Annotated in this window: 15 protein-coding genes; 10 read left to right on the top strand and 5 right to left on the bottom strand. The window is 62.2% G+C overall.

Going from position 1 to position 18,219, the window contains the following annotated elements; all coding sequences use genetic code 11:
* Positions 1 to 12: 12 nt before the first annotated feature.
* Positions 13 to 621 (bottom strand): COG3650 family protein, encoded by a 609-nt coding sequence (locus tag ACGYK2_RS09940; RefSeq protein ID WP_271688591.1) that lies wholly within the window; start codon positions 619 to 621, stop codon positions 13 to 15.
* Complete coding sequence (locus ACGYK2_RS09935) at positions 618 to 1,442, bottom strand: ABC transporter permease (RefSeq protein WP_271688590.1); 825 nt, start codon at positions 1,440 to 1,442, stop codon at positions 618 to 620. The genes ACGYK2_RS09940 and ACGYK2_RS09935 overlap by 4 nt, the downstream gene beginning before the upstream one ends.
* A gap of 116 nt (positions 1,443 to 1,558) precedes the next feature.
* On the opposite strand from ACGYK2_RS09935, the gene cysQ reads away from it, so the two are divergent.
* The 10 genes from cysQ (at position 1,559) to ACGYK2_RS09885 (ending at position 13,857) form a co-directional block, all read left to right on the top strand.
* A complete protein-coding gene (gene cysQ / locus ACGYK2_RS09930; RefSeq protein ID WP_394374292.1) occupies positions 1,559 to 2,356 on the top strand; it encodes a 3'(2'),5'-bisphosphate nucleotidase CysQ in 798 nt (265 codons plus the stop codon).
* Positions 2,356 to 3,156, top strand: coding sequence for a 3-deoxy-manno-octulosonate cytidylyltransferase (locus ACGYK2_RS09925; protein WP_271688588.1), 801 nt, complete (start codon positions 2,356 to 2,358; stop codon positions 3,154 to 3,156). Before cysQ ends, ACGYK2_RS09925 begins: the two co-directional genes overlap by 1 nt.
* Positions 3,153 to 4,430 carry a glycosyltransferase family 2 protein gene (locus tag ACGYK2_RS09920; RefSeq protein WP_271688587.1) on the top strand — a complete coding sequence of 426 codons (1,278 nt, stop codon included), beginning with the start codon at positions 3,153 to 3,155 and terminating at the stop codon, positions 4,428 to 4,430. Before ACGYK2_RS09925 ends, ACGYK2_RS09920 begins: the two co-directional genes overlap by 4 nt.
* Positions 4,431 to 4,491: 61 nt before the next feature.
* Positions 4,492 to 5,385 carry a UTP--glucose-1-phosphate uridylyltransferase GalU gene (gene galU / locus ACGYK2_RS09915; RefSeq protein ID WP_209216861.1) on the top strand — a complete coding sequence of 298 codons (894 nt, stop codon included), beginning with the start codon at positions 4,492 to 4,494 and terminating at the stop codon, positions 5,383 to 5,385.
* Between the two features lie 98 nt (positions 5,386 to 5,483).
* Complete coding sequence (locus ACGYK2_RS09910) at positions 5,484 to 6,608, top strand: glycosyltransferase family 4 protein (RefSeq protein ID WP_394374291.1); 1,125 nt, start codon at positions 5,484 to 5,486, stop codon at positions 6,606 to 6,608.
* A 68-nt stretch (positions 6,609 to 6,676) separates the two neighbouring features.
* Positions 6,677 to 7,663, top strand: a complete 987-nt coding sequence (locus tag ACGYK2_RS09905) for a glycosyltransferase family 2 protein (protein WP_271688585.1) — start codon at positions 6,677 to 6,679, stop codon at positions 7,661 to 7,663.
* Entirely contained in the window at positions 7,660 to 9,357 is a 1,698-nt protein-coding gene (locus ACGYK2_RS09900; protein WP_271688584.1) for a beta-1,6-N-acetylglucosaminyltransferase, read from the top strand. Before ACGYK2_RS09905 ends, ACGYK2_RS09900 begins: the two co-directional genes overlap by 4 nt.
* A gap of 3 nt (positions 9,358 to 9,360) precedes the next feature.
* Entirely contained in the window at positions 9,361 to 10,788 is a 1,428-nt protein-coding gene (locus ACGYK2_RS09895; protein ID WP_271688583.1) for a nodulation protein NodH, read from the top strand.
* An 84-nt stretch (positions 10,789 to 10,872) separates the two neighbouring features.
* The gene (locus ACGYK2_RS09890; RefSeq protein WP_271688582.1) at positions 10,873 to 11,529 is read left to right on the top strand and encodes a YitT family protein; all 657 of its coding nucleotides are present in this window, start codon (positions 10,873 to 10,875) and stop codon (positions 11,527 to 11,529) included.
* A 138-nt stretch (positions 11,530 to 11,667) separates the two neighbouring features.
* Positions 11,668 to 13,857, top strand: coding sequence for an NADP-dependent isocitrate dehydrogenase (locus tag ACGYK2_RS09885; protein WP_271688581.1), 2,190 nt, complete (start codon positions 11,668 to 11,670; stop codon positions 13,855 to 13,857).
* Positions 13,858 to 13,965: 108 nt separating this feature from the next.
* Here ACGYK2_RS09885 and gyrB read toward each other — a convergent pair whose 3' ends face one another.
* The 3 genes from gyrB to recF form a co-directional block, all read right to left on the bottom strand.
* Positions 13,966 to 16,380, bottom strand: coding sequence for a DNA topoisomerase (ATP-hydrolyzing) subunit B (gene gyrB, locus ACGYK2_RS09880; protein ID WP_271688580.1), 2,415 nt, complete (start codon positions 16,378 to 16,380; stop codon positions 13,966 to 13,968).
* A 79-nt stretch (positions 16,381 to 16,459) separates the two neighbouring features.
* Positions 16,460 to 17,080 carry a LysE family translocator gene (locus ACGYK2_RS09875; protein WP_271688579.1) on the bottom strand — a complete coding sequence of 207 codons (621 nt, stop codon included), beginning with the start codon at positions 17,078 to 17,080 and terminating at the stop codon, positions 16,460 to 16,462.
* Positions 17,077 to 18,174, bottom strand: coding sequence for a DNA replication/repair protein RecF (gene recF / locus ACGYK2_RS09870; protein WP_271688578.1), 1,098 nt, complete (start codon positions 18,172 to 18,174; stop codon positions 17,077 to 17,079). The genes ACGYK2_RS09875 and recF overlap by 4 nt, the downstream gene beginning before the upstream one ends.
* Positions 18,175 to 18,219: the final 45 nt, after the last annotated feature.

The following is an 18,219-nucleotide window of genomic DNA, read 5'->3' as shown; positions in this document are numbered from 1 at the left end:
AAGTCCGTCGCTTCAGTGGCTAAGCGAACAACACCCTGTCTGATGTTGCCAGCCATCATTTCCCTGCAAAAGGAAGTTGACAGCCAGCCCATAGGCGCGGTCCGACATGCCATCGCTACAGGCCCGCGCCGTGAGCGTAGCGATGGCCGCGCCCTGCGGCCCCTCGGCGATCATGTGAAAACTGTCGCGCCGCCCCTGCGCCGGGCCAGACTGCGTGATGCGGTAATCGCGTGCGCCGCCCGCCATGGCATCGTAGCTCAACGCCTCGCCAGTCACCTCAAAAGACCAAAACGGCTCTGTCCCGTCGCAATGGGCCACGGGTGGCATCGCTCCGGCCCACTGGCCCGCTTGCCGGATGAGGAAACGCAGAGAGACCCAGCCGCTCCCTTCGCCCGTGTTGACCAAGCCCCAGCCGTGATGGTCATCGGGGCGGATCACTTCGATGTTCTGGGTGTCAGGCGCGAAGCTACCGATGATCGGGGCGCTGGCACTCGGGGCTTCGCGAATGTTCAATACGTCATCCGCCGCGACACCGCTGACGTCATGCAGGGCGGGCCATGCATCCTGCGTCGCCCAGACAGGCAATGCCCAAAGGCAGAGGAAGAGCGCCAGAAGTCTCATCGCCGGGCGTTCCAACTGATCGACGCATGGCGGCGGGTATAGAATTCGCCCATCAGCCCGATCATCAAAAGCACCAGACCCACCCAAAGCGGATATTCCCAACTGGTGTAGCGCGGGTTGTAATTGATGAAGGCAAAGCCGCGCGCTTGGTCGATGCTGTGAAACAACGGGTTCCAGTCAAACATCGCCAGCATATAGCCGGGCAGGGAGTTGGCGAGGAACATCTTCCCCGAGGCGATCATATTGGCGCGCTGATAGACGGTTGAGAAAATCGTCACGAAGGACGGAAACCACGGTTTGATCGCCAGCATCACCAACCCGAGCGCGCAGCCGGTAAACCACGCGGTCAGCATCATCCCGAAAGCGGCAAAAGGCTGATCTATGGTGATCGGGGTGATTGCCACATGATAGATGAACAGGATCACGGAGAGCGACAGCACTTGGATATAGAGCGAGCCCACCGCCGCTGATGCGATGGCGATGATCGTGTTCATCGGGGCGTGCTGCATCATCGGGCTTGCCGGTCCCTCAGACCCCGCGACCGCGCCCAAAGCTTTCACATGGGTGAGGTAGAGGAAAATCCCCGACATCAGATAGATGAGGAAGTCACCCCGCACGGCGGAGCCGCGCATCCCGAGGATTGAAAACATCACATAGAAGGCCAGTACGAACATCACCGTTTGCAGCATGTTCATCGCGATGGCGATAAAGGCATTGTTGTGCTGTTTGCGCACGTTGCGCACCACGGAATGGTAGACCAGTTCCGCGATGGCGAGGGCAGAACCGATGCCGGATTTCGGCTTTCTGGAAGACTGGAACATGCGCGCGTCCTTGACGAAGCCCTAGCGTGGCACGGAATTCTTGCTGTTCCGTTAGCTCCGCAGCATAAGGGAAACAGTGAATTGAAGCAACGACAGCCCGCAGGGCCGGAGGCAAAATGGATTACGAGAAACTGGTCGCGGAAATGCGGCGGCTGGCATTGGAAGCCGGGGACAAGATCATGGAGATCTACGGTCAGGACGATTTCGAGGTGAAATCGAAATCCGACGACAGCCCCGTCACCGCCGCCGACGAAGCCGCCGATGCGATCATTTCCGAAGGGCTCCGCGCCGCTTTCCCCGATGTGATGTTGGTGACCGAAGAGCAGGCCGCGACCCATTCCGCCAAGGGCGATACCTTTCTCATCGTCGATCCGCTGGATGGCACCAAAGAGTTCGTCCACCGCCGCGGGGATTTCACGGTGAACATCGCGCTGGTCGAAGGCGGCGTGCCGACGCGCGGCGTGGTCTATGCCCCCGCCAAAGCCCGGATGTTCTTTACCCAAGCCGACGGCCAGTCGGTCGAAGAGGCCGGCGCATTCGACAAGGGGCAGGTGGGGGAGACCAAGGCGATTTCGGTCTCTAACCCCGACAATGCGGCCTTGATGGTCGTCGCCTCCAAATCTCACCGTGATCAGGCGACCGATGATTACATCGGTAAATACGCTGTGCGCGACATGACCTCGGCGGGGTCGTCGCTGAAATTCTGTCTCGTCGCGACGGGAGAGGCCGATCTCTACCCGCGTTTGGGCCGCACGATGGAGTGGGACACTGCCGCGGGCCATGCGGTGCTGAACGGGGCAGGCGGCGCGGTGGTGCGCTTTGACGATCTCACGCCCCTGACCTACGGCAAAGAAGATTTCGCCAACCCTTTCTTCATCGCCCATGCCCCGGGCGTTGAGTTGAAGGCGGGCTGATGTCAGCCCTGATCGTCATTCCCGCCCGCTATGCCTCAACCCGCTATCCCGGCAAGCCGCTGGTGGCCCTCACCGGGGCGTCGGGCCAGAAACAGACCCTGATCGAACGAAGTTGGCGGGCCGCCAGCGCGGTGTCGGGCGTCGACCGCGTGGTGGTGGCCACCGACGACGACCGCATTCGGGAGGCCGCCGAAGGCTTCGGTGCCGAGGTCGTGATGACCTCGGAAAGCTGCGCCAACGGCACCGAGCGCTGTGCCGAGGCCCATGCCGCATTGGGCGGGGGCTATGACATCGTGGTCAATCTACAAGGTGACGCCCCGCTGACGCCGCATTGGTTCGTCGAAGGGCTGGTGCAGGGGTTGACAGACAACCCCGAGGCCGAGATCGCCACCCCGGTTCTGCGCTGTGACGGGGCCACGTTGAACAGTCTTCTGGCCGACCGTAAGGCGGGCCGCGTGGGCGGCACCACAGCGGTTTTCGGCGCCGACAATCAGGCGCTCTACTTCTCGAAAGAGGTCGTTCCCTATACCGGAAAGCCCTACGCAGAGACGGATATGACCCCGGTCTTCCACCACGTCGGCGTCTATGCCTACCGCCCCGATGCACTGGCCCAATACCCAAGCTGGCCTGTCGGCCCCTTGGAGCAGTTGGAAGGGTTGGAGCAGTTGCGTTTTCTTGAAAATGGCCGCGCCGTGCTCTGTGCGGAGGTCGAGGCCAAGGGGCGCGAGTTTTGGGAATTGAACAACCCCGAAGACGTGCCAAAGCTCGAAGCCATGATGGCGAAAATGGGTCTGGAATGACCGCCACCCCCGTCAGTGCCACGCTTGAAAGCGGCGTGCCTGTCAGCATCGTGATCGTCAGCCGGAATCGGCCCGAAGCATTGCGGCGCTGCCTGACGGGGGTGGAACAGCTTCAATATACCCCTTTCGAGGTCATCATCGTGGCCGATCCCGCCGGGATTGCCGTGGCCCGCGCCATGCATTTCGCCGGGGCGTTGAAACTGGTCCCTTTCGACAGGCCGAATATCTCTGCCGCGCGCAACCTTGGGATTGCCGAGGTTGCGGGGGAGGTCGTGGCCTTTATCGACGATGATGCGGTGCCCGAGCCGCAATGGCTACGCCACCTGCTGGAGCCTGCGCAACTGCCCGAGGTCGCGGCGATGACCGGTTTCGTGCGAGGGCGAAACGGCATCTCTTTCCAATATCGCGCGCGTCGGTTGAGTGGTTTCGGAGAGCCGGAAACGCTCGATGTCGACCCTGAAACCCTCAGCATCCTGCACCCTCCGCCCGGGGGGGCAATCAAGACCGAAGGCACTAATATGGCCTTTCGGCGCGATGTCCTGGTGGAAATGGGCGGCTTTGACCCGGCCTTTCACTACTATCTTGATGAGACCGATCTGAATATGCGGCTGGCGCGGGCGGGCCATGCCACGGCAATCGTGCCACTGGCCGAGGTCCACCACGGTTTCGCCGCCAACGCCATGCGAAGCGCCAACCGCGTGCCGCGCGATCTTTTCGATATCGGGGCGAGCTGGGCCGTGTTTCATCGCAAACATCTGCCCGCGCAGGACCGTGCCGCTCATTGGGCGCATCTGCGCGCCCAAGAGCGCCGTCGTCTGCTGCGCCATCTGGTAAGCGGCGGGTTGGAGCCGCGTGATGTGCCAAGGCTGCTGCGCAGGTTGGACGAGGGGCACGCCGAAGGGGGGAAGCGCCCTATCGTCCGCGTTACCCTGCCGCAGACAGCCAGCAGCGCTTTCCGCCCCTTTCCCGCCCGCGCCCGGCGCAGCGTGGCCATGTGCACCCGGCCTATTAATCTGGCGCGAGACCGGGCAAAGGCTGCAAAACGGGCATTATCGGGTGAGATCGTGACCCTGATCAACCTTTCGCCGACGGCGCTTTATCACCGCGTTGCCTTTGATCCGGCCCACGCTATCTGGCTGCAAACAGGTGGAATATACGGAAAGTCCACACGGGATGACGCGGTTTTCCGCTTAACTCGGCGCTTCGACAGGCTGCAAAGGGAAGTTAAGCGAGTTGCCAGACAGCGCGGTTTCGGCGATGATCATCGCCGGTAGAAAGACGCAGGTAGATTGACCGTGGCGTTCTGTATATTTCGAATAAGTTGTAAGGATTAAAATGCGCAAGAAGGTTACAAAAGCGATTTTCCCCGTTGCAGGCATGGGGACACGCTTTCTGCCCGCCACCAAATCGGTGCCGAAAGAGATTATGACCCTCGTCGACCGGCCTTTGGTTCAATATGCAATCGATGAGGCGCGCGCCGCCGGGATCAAAGAGTTCATCTTCGTGACCTCGCGCGGCAAAGGCGCGCTGGAAGATTACTTCGATCACGCCCCGCAGCTTGAGCAGGAGTTGCGCAAAAAGGGCAAGACCGAGCTTCTGGAGACGCTGCAAAGCACCAATATGGACAGTGGCGCAATCGCCTATATTCGCCAGCACAAGGCGCTGGGCTTGGGCCATGCGGTCTGGTGCGCGCGCCGTTTGATCGGCAATGAGCCCTTTGCAGTGATGCTGCCGGATGACGTGATCGCGGCGGAAAAACCTTGTCTTCAACAGATGGTCGAGGCCTATGAGGAAACCGGCGGCAGCATGGTCGCCGCGATGGAGGTGGAACCTTCCCGCACGTCCTCTTACGGCATTCTCGATACCAGCGAAGAACGCGGTGATCGTGTGAAGGTCAATGGCATGGTTGAAAAGCCTGCCGTCGACGAAGCACCATCGAACCTCGCGGTGATCGGGCGCTATATTCTGGCGCCGACCGTTTTGAAGAACCTGAATAAGCTGAAATCCGGCTCGGGCGGTGAAATTCAATTGACCGATGCGATCGCGCAAGAGATCGAGCAAGACCGCGATGTCTATGGCTTCCGTTTCCGCGGGCAGCGTTTCGATTGCGGCTCTAAAGCGGGCTTTCTGCAAGCGACCGTGGCCTTCGGCCTTGCCCGTGAAGAATTGCGCGACGATCTTTCGGCCTATCTGCAAAGCATCTCGCAAGTCGACCGCGCGGCGCAGTAGGGGCGGGAAGCGGGCCTTTGCAAAAGCCTCAGTCTCCCCCCGCGCGGCTGTTGGACCTGACGCGCAGTTTGCGTCGGGTTGGGCGGGGCGCGACGGGGGTGGATCGGGTCGAACTGGCCTATCTCTCACATCTTTTGACAGAGGACGCGCCGCTTTTTGGAGTGGCGCGCACCGCTTTGGGCTATGCCCTGCTGGACCGCGATGGGATGCGGGGCTTTCAGGATCGGCTTGCGGGGCGCGTTCCTTGGGGGCGGGCGGATCTGCTTTCGTGTCTGCTGCGGGGGCGTACTGTGGCGCTCAGCCGGGCGGAAAGCGACTTGCGGCGTTTGGCGGTCGCGCGCTGCGTTCCGGCCCGGTTGCCCGCGATGCTTGCGCGGCATCTGCCGCCGGGTTTTGCCTATCTGAATGTCGGGCACAGCAATCTGACGGATCGGGTTTTGGGAGCCGTGAAACAGGCGCGGGGGCGAAGTGCCGTTCTGATCCATGACGTGATCCCATTGGAATATCCCGCCTACCAACGCCCCGGCACTGTCGCGCCGTTTCGGGCCAAGATCGACCGGGTGAGCGCGCAGGCCGATCTGGTGATTTACAACTCGCAAGACACGCGCCAGCGCAGCGAGGCGCAGATGCGCGGGCGGATTCCGCTTGCCGTCGTCGCGCATCTCGGCGTCGATCTGCCCGCGCCCGATGCTGGTGAGCTGCCTGCCGGGCTTCCGCCAGAGCGTCCCTATTTCGTCATTGTCGGCACGATCGAGCCGCGCAAGAACCACGGGTTTTTGCTGGACCTGTGGCAAAAGATGGGGCCTGATGCGCCGCTCTTGCTGATCTGCGGGGCGCGGGGGTGGAACAACAGCGCGGTTTTCGACCGGCTCGACCGGCTGCCAGAAAACGGCCCTGTGCAAGAGCTGGCGAACCTTAGCGACAAAGGATTGGCGGCCTTGGTGCAGGGGGCGGCGGGGATGCTTTTCCCCAGCCATGCAGAGGGGTTTGGCCTGCCCCCGGCAGAGGCGCTGAGCCTTGGAACGCGTGTTTTATGCAACGATTTACCGGTCTTGCATGAGGTCTTGGGTGACAAAGCCGTTTACGCGCCCCTGAGCGAACCCTATTCATGGATCAGAACAATCGAAGAATGGGCCGCATCTGTGCCAGACCCGCGCCCTGCGACGACTTTTATCGCGCCAACATGGGCCGAACACTTCAAGACCGTGTTAAAGTCGACGTGATAGCGCGGTAGAAGGGCGGTCAGACGCGATAGGTAAGGGGCGGTTTGGGCTTAATTCAGTCATATCGGTTGCGGCTGCAACGCAAGCGCTGGCGCATCCGCGCCTTCCGCAAGCGGCGCGAGTTGACCTCTGTGGCGAACCGGACGGCGCAGATCAAAGCCGACGATATTCTGCTGTTCTGCACGCAGCGCAACGAAGCGATCCGGCTGCCCTATTTCCTGAAATACTACCGCGAGATGGGCGTCGGGCATTTCTTCTTTGTCGATAATGACAGCGACGATGGTGCGCTCGACTATCTGGCCAAGCAACCCGATGTCTCGGTCTGGAGCGCCAAGGCCAGCTACAAGCGCGCGCGCTTCGGCGTAGACTGGTTAAACTGGCTGCAAATGAAATACGCCCATGGCCATTGGGCGTTGACGGTCGATCCCGATGAGTTTCTGGTCTACCCCTTTTGCGACACGCGTCCCCTGCGGGCGCTGACCGATTGGCTCGATGCGTCGTCGATCAAGAGCTTTTCGGCGATGCTGCTGGATATGTATCCCAAGGGGCGGCTTGACGAAGAACCTTACCACGCGGGTCAAAATCCAATCGATATTGCCGCATGGTTCGACAGTGGCAACTACACCATTTCGCGCAATCGGCGGTTTGGGAATCTCTGGATACAGGGCGGTCCACGGGCGCGGGTGTTTTTTCCCGACGCGCCTGCCAAGGCGCCCGCGCTGAACAAGGTGCCGCTGGTCAAATGGGATCGGCGCTATGCCTATGTCAGCTCGACCCATATGCTGCTGCCGCGCGGGCTTAATCAGGTCTATGACGAATGGGGCGGAGAGAAAGCCTCGGGCGTGCTGTTGCACGCCAAATTCCTCGACACCTTCGGGGCCAAGGCGGCGGAAGAGTTACAGCGTAGCGAGCATTACGCGGCTTCGGTGGAATACAAAGCCTATGCCGCACAGCTGAAGGACGACCCGCAGCTTTGGTGCAAATGGTCGGAACGCTATATCAATTGGCGACAGCTTGAGATTCTCGGCCTCATGTCCAAGGGGAACTGGGCATGAGCGTCGGGATCGTCATGTTGGTGCACAACGCTTTTGACCGGGCCGAGCAGGTTGCGCGGCATTGGGCGGCAGCGGGCTGTCCGGTGGTGATCCATATCGACAAGGCGGTGCCCCGGCGGGCGCATGATGCCTTCGTGGCGGCGCTGTCGGATCTCAAGGATGTCTGCTTTAGCCCGCGCAAACGTTGCGAATGGGGCACTTGGGGGATCGTTGCCGCCTCTCAGGGGGCGGCGGAGATGATGCTCTCGCGCTTTCCCAAGGTGCGCCATGTCTATCTGGCCTCCGGCTCTTGCTTGCCGCTGCGCCCGGTGCAGGAGTTGATCGACTATCTTGAGGACCGTCCCCAGACCGATTTCATCGAAAGCGCCACCACGGCAGATGTGCCTTGGACCGTGGGCGGGCTGGATGCAGAGCGGTTTACCCTGCGCTTCCCCTTCTCATGGCGGCGCAATCGCTATCTGTTCGACCGCGCGGTCGAGGTGCAGCGCCTGCTGCGGTTGAAACGCCGGATGCCGCGCGGGATCGTGCCGCATATGGGCTCGCAATGGTGGTGCCTGACCCGGCGCACCCTGTCGGCGATCTTGCAAGACCCCGACCGGCCCACCTACGACAAGTTCTTTCGCCATGTTTGGATCCCGGACGAAAGCTATTTCCAGACCCTTGCACGGCTCTATTCCAGCAAGATCGAAAGCCGGTCGCTGACCCTGTCTAAGTTCGATTTTCAGGGCAAACCGCATATCTTTTACGACGATCACCTCCAGCTTTTGCGCCGCTCGGATTGTTTCGTGGCACGCAAGATTTGGCCCCATGCGGACAGGCTCTATGATGCCTTCCTGACCGACCCTGCCGGTGCGATGAAAAAGACCGAGCCGAACCCCGGCAAGATCGACCGCATTTTTGCCAAGGCGGTGGAGCGGCGCACCCGGGGCCGCGCGGGGCTTTATATGCAAAGCCGTTTTCCAAACGAGGATTGGGAGAATGGCGTCACCGCCGCGCCCTATTCGATGTTTCAGGGCTTTACCGAGATTTTCGAGGATTTCGAACATTGGCTCAGCCGGGCCAGCGGGGCGCGCGTGCATGGGCATCTCTTTGCCCCCGACCGTGTGCATTTCGCGGGTGGGGAAACCACGCTGAACGGTGCCTTGTCGGACAACCCGGTGCTGCGCGATCACAATGCCAGTGCTTTCTTGACCAATCTGATTTGGAACACCCGGGGCGAGCGTCAGTGTTTTCAGTTCGGCCCGATGGACAATCAAGAGATCAACTGGCGTGTGGCCAAGGATCCGAATGCGCATATTTCGGTCATCACCGGCGCTTGGGCGGTGCCTCTGTTCCGCTCGAACCTCGATTTCGCCGATATCCGCCGTCTGGCCGCCAAGCTGCAAAAGACGGAAAGCACGCATTTGGATGTGTTGAATTCGCCCTATACCAAGGCGCGTGTGCGGGTCTGGACCATGGCCGATTTCATCGAAGCGCCGATGGAGCCTTTGCAAGATATCCTTGACGAAATTGGCCGCCCCCGTCTGCGCCGCCTGTCAGAGGCGCCGCGCATGGTTGACCTGAACGGCTTTGGCCAGTTCCTCCAGAATCTCAAGAACCAAGGCATGCACCCCTATCTGGTCGGCGATTTTTCGGTCGCCCAAGGGGGCAGCGCCGATGCCAAAACCTCCCCAAAACCCTATCTGGTGAAATAACCCATGCGCGACAAATTCGACAGTTTCGTGGTCTTTGCCGAGATGCGGACCGGGTCCAACTTCCTAGAGGCGAACCTGAACGCCTTTGCCGGGATCGCCTGTCATGGGGAGGCGTTTAATCCTTTCTTCATGGGGTATCCCAAAAGCGAGCCGATCCTTGGCGTTGATCAGGCCACGCGGGACGAAAACCCCAAAAAGCTGCTGGCGGCGATCCGGGGACAGCAGGATGCTTTGGGCGGCTTCCGCTATTTCCACGACCACGATCCGCGTGTTTTCGATGAGATCATCGAGGATCAGCGCTGCGCCAAGATCGTGCTCACGCGCAACCCGGTCGACAGCTATGTCAGTTGGAAGATCGCGCAGGCCACCGGGCAGTGGAAACTGACCGATATGAAGGCGCAGAAGGTGGCGCAGGCCGTCTTCGATGCCGATGAGTTCAGCGCCCATTTGGATGCCCTCCAGCAGTTCCAGATCACGCTGCTGAACCGTTTGCAAACTTCCGGCCAGACGGCATTTTATGTAGCTTACGAAGACCTGCAAAGCGTTGAGGTGATGAACGGGCTTGCACGCTATCTTGGCGTGGATGAGCAGTTGGAGGGGCTGGACAAGAACCTCAAGAAACAGAACCCCAGCCCGATCTCGGCCAAGGTCAGCAACTATGACGAGATGCTGGAGGCGCTGGCGCGGCTCGATCGTTTCGATCTGACCCGCACCCCCAATTTCGAGCCACGGCGCGGGCCGAACGTGCCCTCTTATGTGGCGGCGGCGACCAGCGGCTTGATCTATCTGCCGATTAAATCCGGCCCGCAGGATCAGGTGCTGGACTGGCTCGCCGCCCTCGATGGCGTCCCGCGTGAGGCGCTGCGCGATAAGATGTCGCAAAAAGAGCTGCGGCAGTGGAAACGCAAAATGCGCGGGCATCGCGGCTTTACCGTGCTGCGCCATCCCGCCCTGCGCGCGCATGATGCCTTTTGCCGCCATATCCTGACCACGGGGGAGGGCAGTTACCGCCAGCTGCGCAACACGCTGATGCGGCGCTACAAGGTGCCGCTGCCAAAGGATGGCCCCGACGACGAATATGACCGCGAGGCGCATCGCGCCGCTTTTGTCGCCTTCCTGAAGTTTCTCAAAGGCAATCTGGCCGGGCAAACCTCGATCCGGGTGGATGCTGCATGGTGTTCTCAGGCCCAAGCCATTGCGGGGTTCGGGGCGTTCTGCCTGCCCGACCGCATCCTCCGCGAAGAGGAGTTGGCCAGCGAACTCCCCGCTTTGGCTGCGGGCCAAGGCCATGCCACCGTCCCCGCCGTGCCCCAGATGGTGGAGCCCGGGCCCTTCACGCTCGGCGATATCTATGACGATGAGATTGAGGCGCTGACGGCAGAGGCCTATCAGAAGGATTATATGACCTTCGGCTTTTCCCGCTGGCGGTGAGGGGCGCAGGCTAGATTGACCTTGCCGGTTCTGACGTAAACTGGAACAACAGGGCATCTTGAGCATCCCGCCAAAGGTCGCGCCGTGAGTTTCCTTTCTGTCACCTCTGTTCCCCGGCTGCGGTGGAGTTCGCCCAAAGCCTTCACGCTCAGGCCGCCATTGGCCTCGATGGTGTTTCTGGTGCTGGGATTGGTGATGTTTGGCTTGGGCGAGGCGCTTTTGGTCACCGCGGGCGTCGGCGTCAGCCCTTGGACCGTCTTCGCCGAAGGGGTGACCCGCATCACGGGGTGGAGCCTCGGCTTTGCGACCTTCCTGATCAGCGCCGTGGTTCTTTTGCTCTGGATCCCGCTGATGCAGTCGCCCGGTATCGGCACCATTCTGAACGCGGTGATCGTGGCGCTGGTGCTGGAATATGCGCTGCCGATCTTGCCCCACTTCGACAGCTATCTGGCGAATGCCTTTCTGGCGCTGACCGGCGTCTTTGTGACCGGCTTTGGCGGTGCGATCTATCTTGTGGCAAACCTCGGCCCCGGGCCGCGGGACGGGTTGATGACGGGGCTGCAACGGGTCACTGGCAAACCCATCGCGCTGGTGCGTATGAGCATCGAGTTATCGGTCGTCGTGGTCGGCTGGGCCTTGGGCGGGACCTTGGGCCTCGGCACGCTGCTTTTCGCGGTGGGGATCGGTCCGGCCATGGCGATTGGGATGCAGATTTTGCAACTGCGCAGCGTGACCCGCTAAGCGGCGGCGCTGCAAAAGGCTGAAATCCGCTCCTTCAGCGCATTTTCCCAAACGACCCCACCGCATACTGCGGTATACCGTCGACCTTCGCCGCCTCTTCCGCTATCAGGGCAGCAAATGCAGCAATTTGGAGCAATCATGTCCGATATCATCTATACCAAAGTTGACGAAGCGCCGGAGCTGGCCTCTGCCTCGCTGTTGCCAATCATCAAAAAGTTCGCCGAAGCCGCCGGTGTGAGCGTCGGCACGAAAGACATCAGCCTCGCGGGCCGTATCCTTGCGACCTTCCCTGAGCATCTGAGCGAAGAACAGCGTCAGTCGGACGATCTGGCGGAATTGGGCCGTCTGGTGAAGACGCCCGAGGCCAATGTTATCAAACTGCCGAACATCTCTGCCTCCGTGCCGCAGCTTGTCGCCGCGATCAAAGAGCTTCAGACCCAAGGCTACGCGCTGCCCGACTACCCCGAAGAGCCGAGCACAGACGAAGAAAAAGCCGTGCGCGCCAAATATGACGGCATCAAAGGCTCCGCCGTGAACCCGGTTCTGCGCGAAGGCAACTCCGACCGCCGCGCGGCCAAGGCCGTGAAGAGTTTTGCCCAATCCAACCCGCACCGCATGGGGGACTGGGCCGCCGACAGCAAGACGCATGTCTCCTCCATGTCGGGCAATGATTTCTTCTCCAACGAAGTTTCGGCCACGCTCGACGCCGCGACTGGCGCCAAGATCGTGCTGGAAACCGCGGACGGGGAAAAGGTGCTGAAAGAGGGGCTTGAGTATCCCGCCGGCACCGTGGTCGACGCGACCTTCATGAGCGCGGCCGCGCTGAAGGACTTCCTCAACACCCAGATCGAGAAGACCAAAGAAGACGGCATTCTCTTCTCGCTGCACCTCAAGGCCACGATGATGAAGGTCTCCGACCCGATCCTCTTTGGTCACGCGGTCAAAGCCTACCTTGCGCCGGTATTTGAAAAGCATGGCGCAAAGCTGAAGGAACTGGGCGTGAACCCCAACTCCGGCCTTGGCGACCTGCTGGAGCGCGTGAAGGGCGAGAGCGAGATCATGGCCGACATTGACGCCTGTATGGAAGAGCGTCCGCCGATGTATATGGTCGATTCCGACAAGGGCATCACCAACCTGCATGTCTCTTCCGACGTGATCATCGACGCCTCCATGCCCGCGCTCATCCGCGCTGGCGGCAAGGGCTGGGGCCCCGACGGCGAGGAGCATGACGCCAACTGCGTGATCCCCGACAGCTCCTATGCGCCGATCTATGACGAGGCGATCAACTTCTTCAAAGAGAACGGCAAGCTCGACCCGGCGACCGCTGGCACCGTGCAGAACATCGGCCTGATGGCGCAGAAGGCCGAGGAATACGGCTCCCACCCGACCACGTTTGAGCTGGCCGAAGCGGGCACCGTCAAGATGATCCTCGATGACGGCACCGTGCTTCACCAGCATAAGGTCGACGCCGGTGACATCTGGCGCTCTTCCTCCGCGCGCAAGGCGCCGATCGAGGATTGGGTGAACCTTGCGATCTCGCGCCAGAAGGCCGAAGGCTGCCGCGCGATCTTCTGGCTGGACGCAAACCGCGCTCATGACGCCGAGCTGATCTCCTACGTCAAGCCCATCCTTGAGGCACAGGGCGTTGCCGACAAGTTCGAGATCATGGCCCCCCGCGAAGCCACCCGCGCCTCGCTGGAGACCATCACCAAGGGCGAGAACACCATCGCGATCACCGGCAACGTGCTGCGCGACTACCTGACCGACCTCTTCCCGATCTTGGAACTGGCGACCTCGGCCAAGATGCTGTCCATCGTGAAGCTGATGAACGGCGGCGGCTTGTTCGAGACCGGCGCGGGCGGCTCTGCCCCCAAACACGTTCAGCAGTTGATGGAGCAAAACCACCTGCGGTGGGACAGCCTCGGCGAATTCTGCGCCCTTGGCGAAAGCCTGAAGTTCCTCGCCGATGCCCGCGGCAACGACAAGGCGCGCGTGTTGGGCGATGCCGTGGAAACCGCGACGCAGGGCATCCTCGACCACGGTCGTTCCCCTTCGCGCAAGGTGGGTGAGCCCGACAACCGCGACAGCCACTATTGGTTCGCGCGCTACTGGGCCGAAGCCGTCGCCGCGCAGAGCGATGACGCGGAGCTCGCCGCAGAGTTCGCGCCCATCGCCAAGGAACTGGCTGCCAAAGAAGCCGACATCCTGTCCGAGCTTGCAGCGGTCCAAGGCACGGCTGTCGATCTGGGCGGCTACTACCACACCGACGCGGAGAAAACCGCCCGCGTGATGCGCCCCTCCGAGACGCTGAACGGTATCATCGGGTAACTCGCCTGATATAAAAAAATCCGCCGCGCCGCTGTTTAAGCGGCGCGGCGGATTATCGTTTTAAGACTTGGCAGCGGCGCTGGCGCTTTGCGCTCGCCTACAACCCCCTCAAAAATCCAAATTCTCCACGCTCAGCGCGTTCTGCTGGATGAACTCGCGGCGCGGCTCGACCACGTCGCCCATCAGCTTGGTGAAGAGATCGTCCGCCTCGGCCATATCCTCCACGCGGACCTGCAGCAGCGTGCGCGCGTCCGGATCGAGGGTGGTTTCCCACAGCTGGTCGGGGTTCATCTCGCCCAGACCTTTGTAGCGTTGCAGCGACAGGCCTTTCTCGCCCTCGGCAAGGATCGCGTTGAGCAGGTCCATGGGGCCATAGATCATCTGGCTGCGGTCCTTGCGGATCAGCTTGGCGGGTTGGTCGTAGACCTCTTGCAGATGCTGCGTGAAGCTGCCGGATTTCTTCGCCTCGCCTGAGCGCAGCATGCGGCCGTCGAGGGTGCGGACCTCCTCCACGCCGCGCAGGATGCGGGCGAGGCGGATGCCGTGGTCTTGGGTGATGCGCCCCTGCCAGCCGCGCTCGTATTCCAGCGCGATCAGGTTCAGACGGTCGGCGACCTTGTCGGCCACGCCCTGCAGGTCGCTGTCCACCGCGCCCTCGACAAAGGCGCCGGCGATGGCGGCCTGTTCGAGGATGTGGCGCGGGTAGTGGGTCGGGAAAGCCTCCAGCACGCGTTTTAGCTGGCGCGCCATGTCAACCACGCGGGTGAGGTCTTGGCCGGTGATTTCTTCGCCGTTGCCTTGGCGCAGCATGGCGCCGTCGACACCCTGCTGGATCAGGTAGTCCTCCATCGCGGCCTCATCCTTGAGGTAGACCTCGGACTTTCCGCGCGAGACTTTGTAGAGCGGCGGCTGCGCGATGTAGAGGTGGCCATTCTCGATAAGTTCGGGCATCTGGCGGTAGAAGAAGGTCAGCAAGAGTGTGCGGATATGCGCGCCGTCGACGTCGGCGTCGGTCATGATGACGATCTTGTGGTAGCGCAGCTTGTCGATGTTGAACTCGTCGCGCCCGATCCCGGTGCCGAGCGCCATGACGAGGTTGCCGATCTCTTGGCTGCCCAGCATCCGGTCGAAACGCGCGCGCTCCACGTTGAGGATCTTGCCCTTGAGCGGCAGGATCGCCTGCGTCTGCCGGTCGCGCCCGGTCTGGGCCGAGCCGCCCGCGCTGTCCCCCTCGACGAGGAAGACTTCGGTCTTGGCCGGGTCTTTCTCCGAGCAATCCTTGAGCTTGCCGGCGAGGAAGTTGACGTCCATCGCCGTCTTGCGCCGGGTCAACTCGCGCGCCTTGCGGGCCGCCTCGCGGGCCTGTGCGGCCTCCACGATTTTGCCGACGATCTGCTTGGCCTCGTTGGGGTTCTCCTCGAACCATTCGGCGAGACGCTCGTTCATCAGCCCTTCGACCGCCGGGCGCACCTCCGACGAGACCAGCTTGTCCTTGGTCTGTGATGAGAACTTCGGATCGGGCACTTTCACCGACAGCACGCAGGTCAGACCCTCGCGGGCGTCGTCGCCGGTAAAGCTGATCTTCTCCTTCTTGGCGATGCCGCTGGTCTGGGCATAGGCGTTAATCGTGCGCGTCAGCGCGCCGCGGAAGCCCGCCATATGGGTGCCGCCGTCGCGCTGCGGGATGTTGTTGGTGAAGGGCAGCACCGTCTCGTGGTAGCTGTCGTTCCACCACATGGCGACCTCGATGCCGATGTCGTCCCGCTCGCCGGTGATGAAAATCGGATCGTCCATGACCGCGTGTTTGTGCCGGTCGAGGTATTTGACGAATTCCTTCACGCCGCCTTCGTAGTAAAGCTCGGTCTGCAGCGGCTCGACGGGGCGTTCGTCTTTCAGGATGATGCGCACGCCGGAGTTCAGGAAGGCCAGTTCGCGCAGGCGCTTTTCCAGCGTCTCGAAGCTGTAGTCGATGTTCGAGAATGTCTCGGTCGAGGCCATGAAGCGCACTTCGGTGCCGGTGCGGTCGGTCTCGCCCACGACTTCGAGGTGTTTGGTGGTGAAGCCACCCTCAAAACGCGCGATATGTTCCTTGCCCTCGCGCCAGATGCGCAGTTCCAGCCAGTCCGACAGCGCGTTCACGACCGAGACGCCGACCCCGTGCAGACCGCCCGAGACCTTGTAGGAGTTGCTGTCGAACTTCCCGCCCGCGTGCAGCTGGGTCATGATGACCTCGGCCGCCGAGACGCCCTCTTCCTCATGGATGCCCACGGGGATGCCGCGGCCGTTGTCGCTGACCGATACGCTGGAATCCGCGTGGATCGTGACCGTCACCGCGTCGGCGTGACCGGCCAGCGCCTCGTCAATGCCGTTGTCCACGACCTCGTACACCATGTGGTGCAGGCCCGAGCCGTCATCGGTGTCCCCGATATACATGCCGGGGCGTTTGCGAACGGCCTCCAACCCTTTGAGAACCTTGATGGAATCGGCACCGTATTCCTGTGGTGTCAGATCAGTGTCGGACATGCGGAAAAAACCCTTATCGTTTGCCCGATTTATAGTGTTTTCGACCGGCATTGTCACGCGAATGACACAAGATTTTGTGTCAGGCGAAGGGGATGATCAGGCCCACGAAAACCAGCATCGCGCCGGAGATCAGATTGATCCGTCGCAGGGTGCGCCGAGCGGTCAGAAAGCCGCGCAGATGGCCCACTAGGAGTGCGATCACGAGGTTGCCGACGAGCGGCACGATGACCGAAGCGGCAAGGATCAGCCCGATGTCGGGGGCGGTGACCGCGCGCAGGTCGAAGAAGCCGGGCAGCACGCCCATGTAGAAGAGCAGCGCCTTGGGATTGCCGAGGATCGCCACCAGCCCCGCGATGAAACCGGGCCACATGCCGGGGCGGGTGAGGCGGCTATCGGTGTCGATCTTCGCGCCCGCCTGCCGGATCAGGCTCAACCCCATGGCGATGAACACCAGTGCAGCGGTCCAGCGCAGCACCTCCATAAGCGTGTCGAAGGCCGAGACGATCCAAGTAATCCCCAGCACCGCCACCAACGGCCAGAGCATGTCGCCGATCGCGACGCCAAGCGCCAGCGGCCACGCCGCCTGAAAACCGCCCGAGAGCGCCCGGGCCATCATCGCGAGCCAGACCGGGCCGGGGGTGAGGAAGAGGATCAGCAGCGCGCCGCAGTAAAGGAGCAGGTCGGTGGGCGAGAGCGTCATGGCTGACGCGCCACATTCGAGAGGCCGTCATCCTCGGTCACTTCCACATATTGCGCGCGGTCCCCGAGGCTGTCGAACAGCTCCGGCCCCGTGCCCGTCATCCAGGCCTGCGCGCCGAGTGCCGTGATCTCGTCGTAAAGCGCCGCGCGGCGCCCCGCGTCGAGATGCGCAGCCACCTCGTCCAGCAGCAGGATCGGCGGCGCGCCGAAATCGGCGGCGATGGCGCGGGCATTGGCGAGGATGAGCGAGACCAGCAGCGCCTTCTGCTCCCCGGTGGAGCAATCCCGCGCGGCGATGCCCTTGGCGGCATAGGTGCCCTCGAGGTCCGCGCGGTGCGGGCCGATCAGCGTGCGGCCGGCGGCGACATCGCGCATCCGGTTGTCCGACAGCGCCAGGCGCAGCCCCTCGGCACTGTCGGGCATGTCGTTTTGCAGCATCAGCGTGGCGATGGGGAAGGCGGTCTGCGCCTCCTCCTGCGCGCTCGCGAGGGCCGTGAGGGCCTGTTGCCGGTTGGCATGGATCTGCGCCCCGGTCTCGGCCATGCGATCTTCGAGGGCGGCGTACCACGCAGGCTCGCGCACCATGTCTTTGAGCAGGCGGTTGCGCTCGCGCATGGCCTTTTCATAGCTCAGCGACAGTTCAGCGTGATCGGGCAGCATCGACAGGGTCACCCGGTCAAGAAACCGCCGCCGCCCCTCGGCGCCTTCGATCCAAAGCCGGTCCATCGCGGGGATGAGCCAGAGCACGCGGGCAATGCGGCCAAGCGCTGTCTGGGCCGCGGCCTTGCCGTCGATCTTAGTCTGCCGGGCGGCGCCGCCTTCGGACCAGAACTCGACCTCGTGCAGCACGCTTGGCCCGTGCAAGACCCCCGTGATCTTCCAGCCCAAAGCCTCGGGACGGCGGGTCATGTCGAGCGCGCTGCTGCGCCGCAGCCCGCGTCCGGGCGACAGGAGCGAGATCGCCTCGATCACATTGGTCTTGCCCGCGCCGTTGGGGCCGTAGAGCGCCACGGGACGCGCGTCGACGTCGATCACCGCGCGTTTGTGCGAGCGGAAATGCGAGAGGCCGAGGTTGGAGAGATACAGCTGCGCCATTCAGACCCCGTTTTCTTGGAAAGAAAACGGCGCGGAAATTGTGAA

The organism is Sulfitobacter sp. 1A10359, assembly GCF_043558145.1.
In the GTDB taxonomy this organism is placed as follows: domain Bacteria; phylum Pseudomonadota; class Alphaproteobacteria; order Rhodobacterales; family Rhodobacteraceae; genus Sulfitobacter; species Sulfitobacter faviae.
Note: the sequence above shows the minus strand (reverse complement) of the source record. Positions and strands in the feature narration are given on the sequence as shown.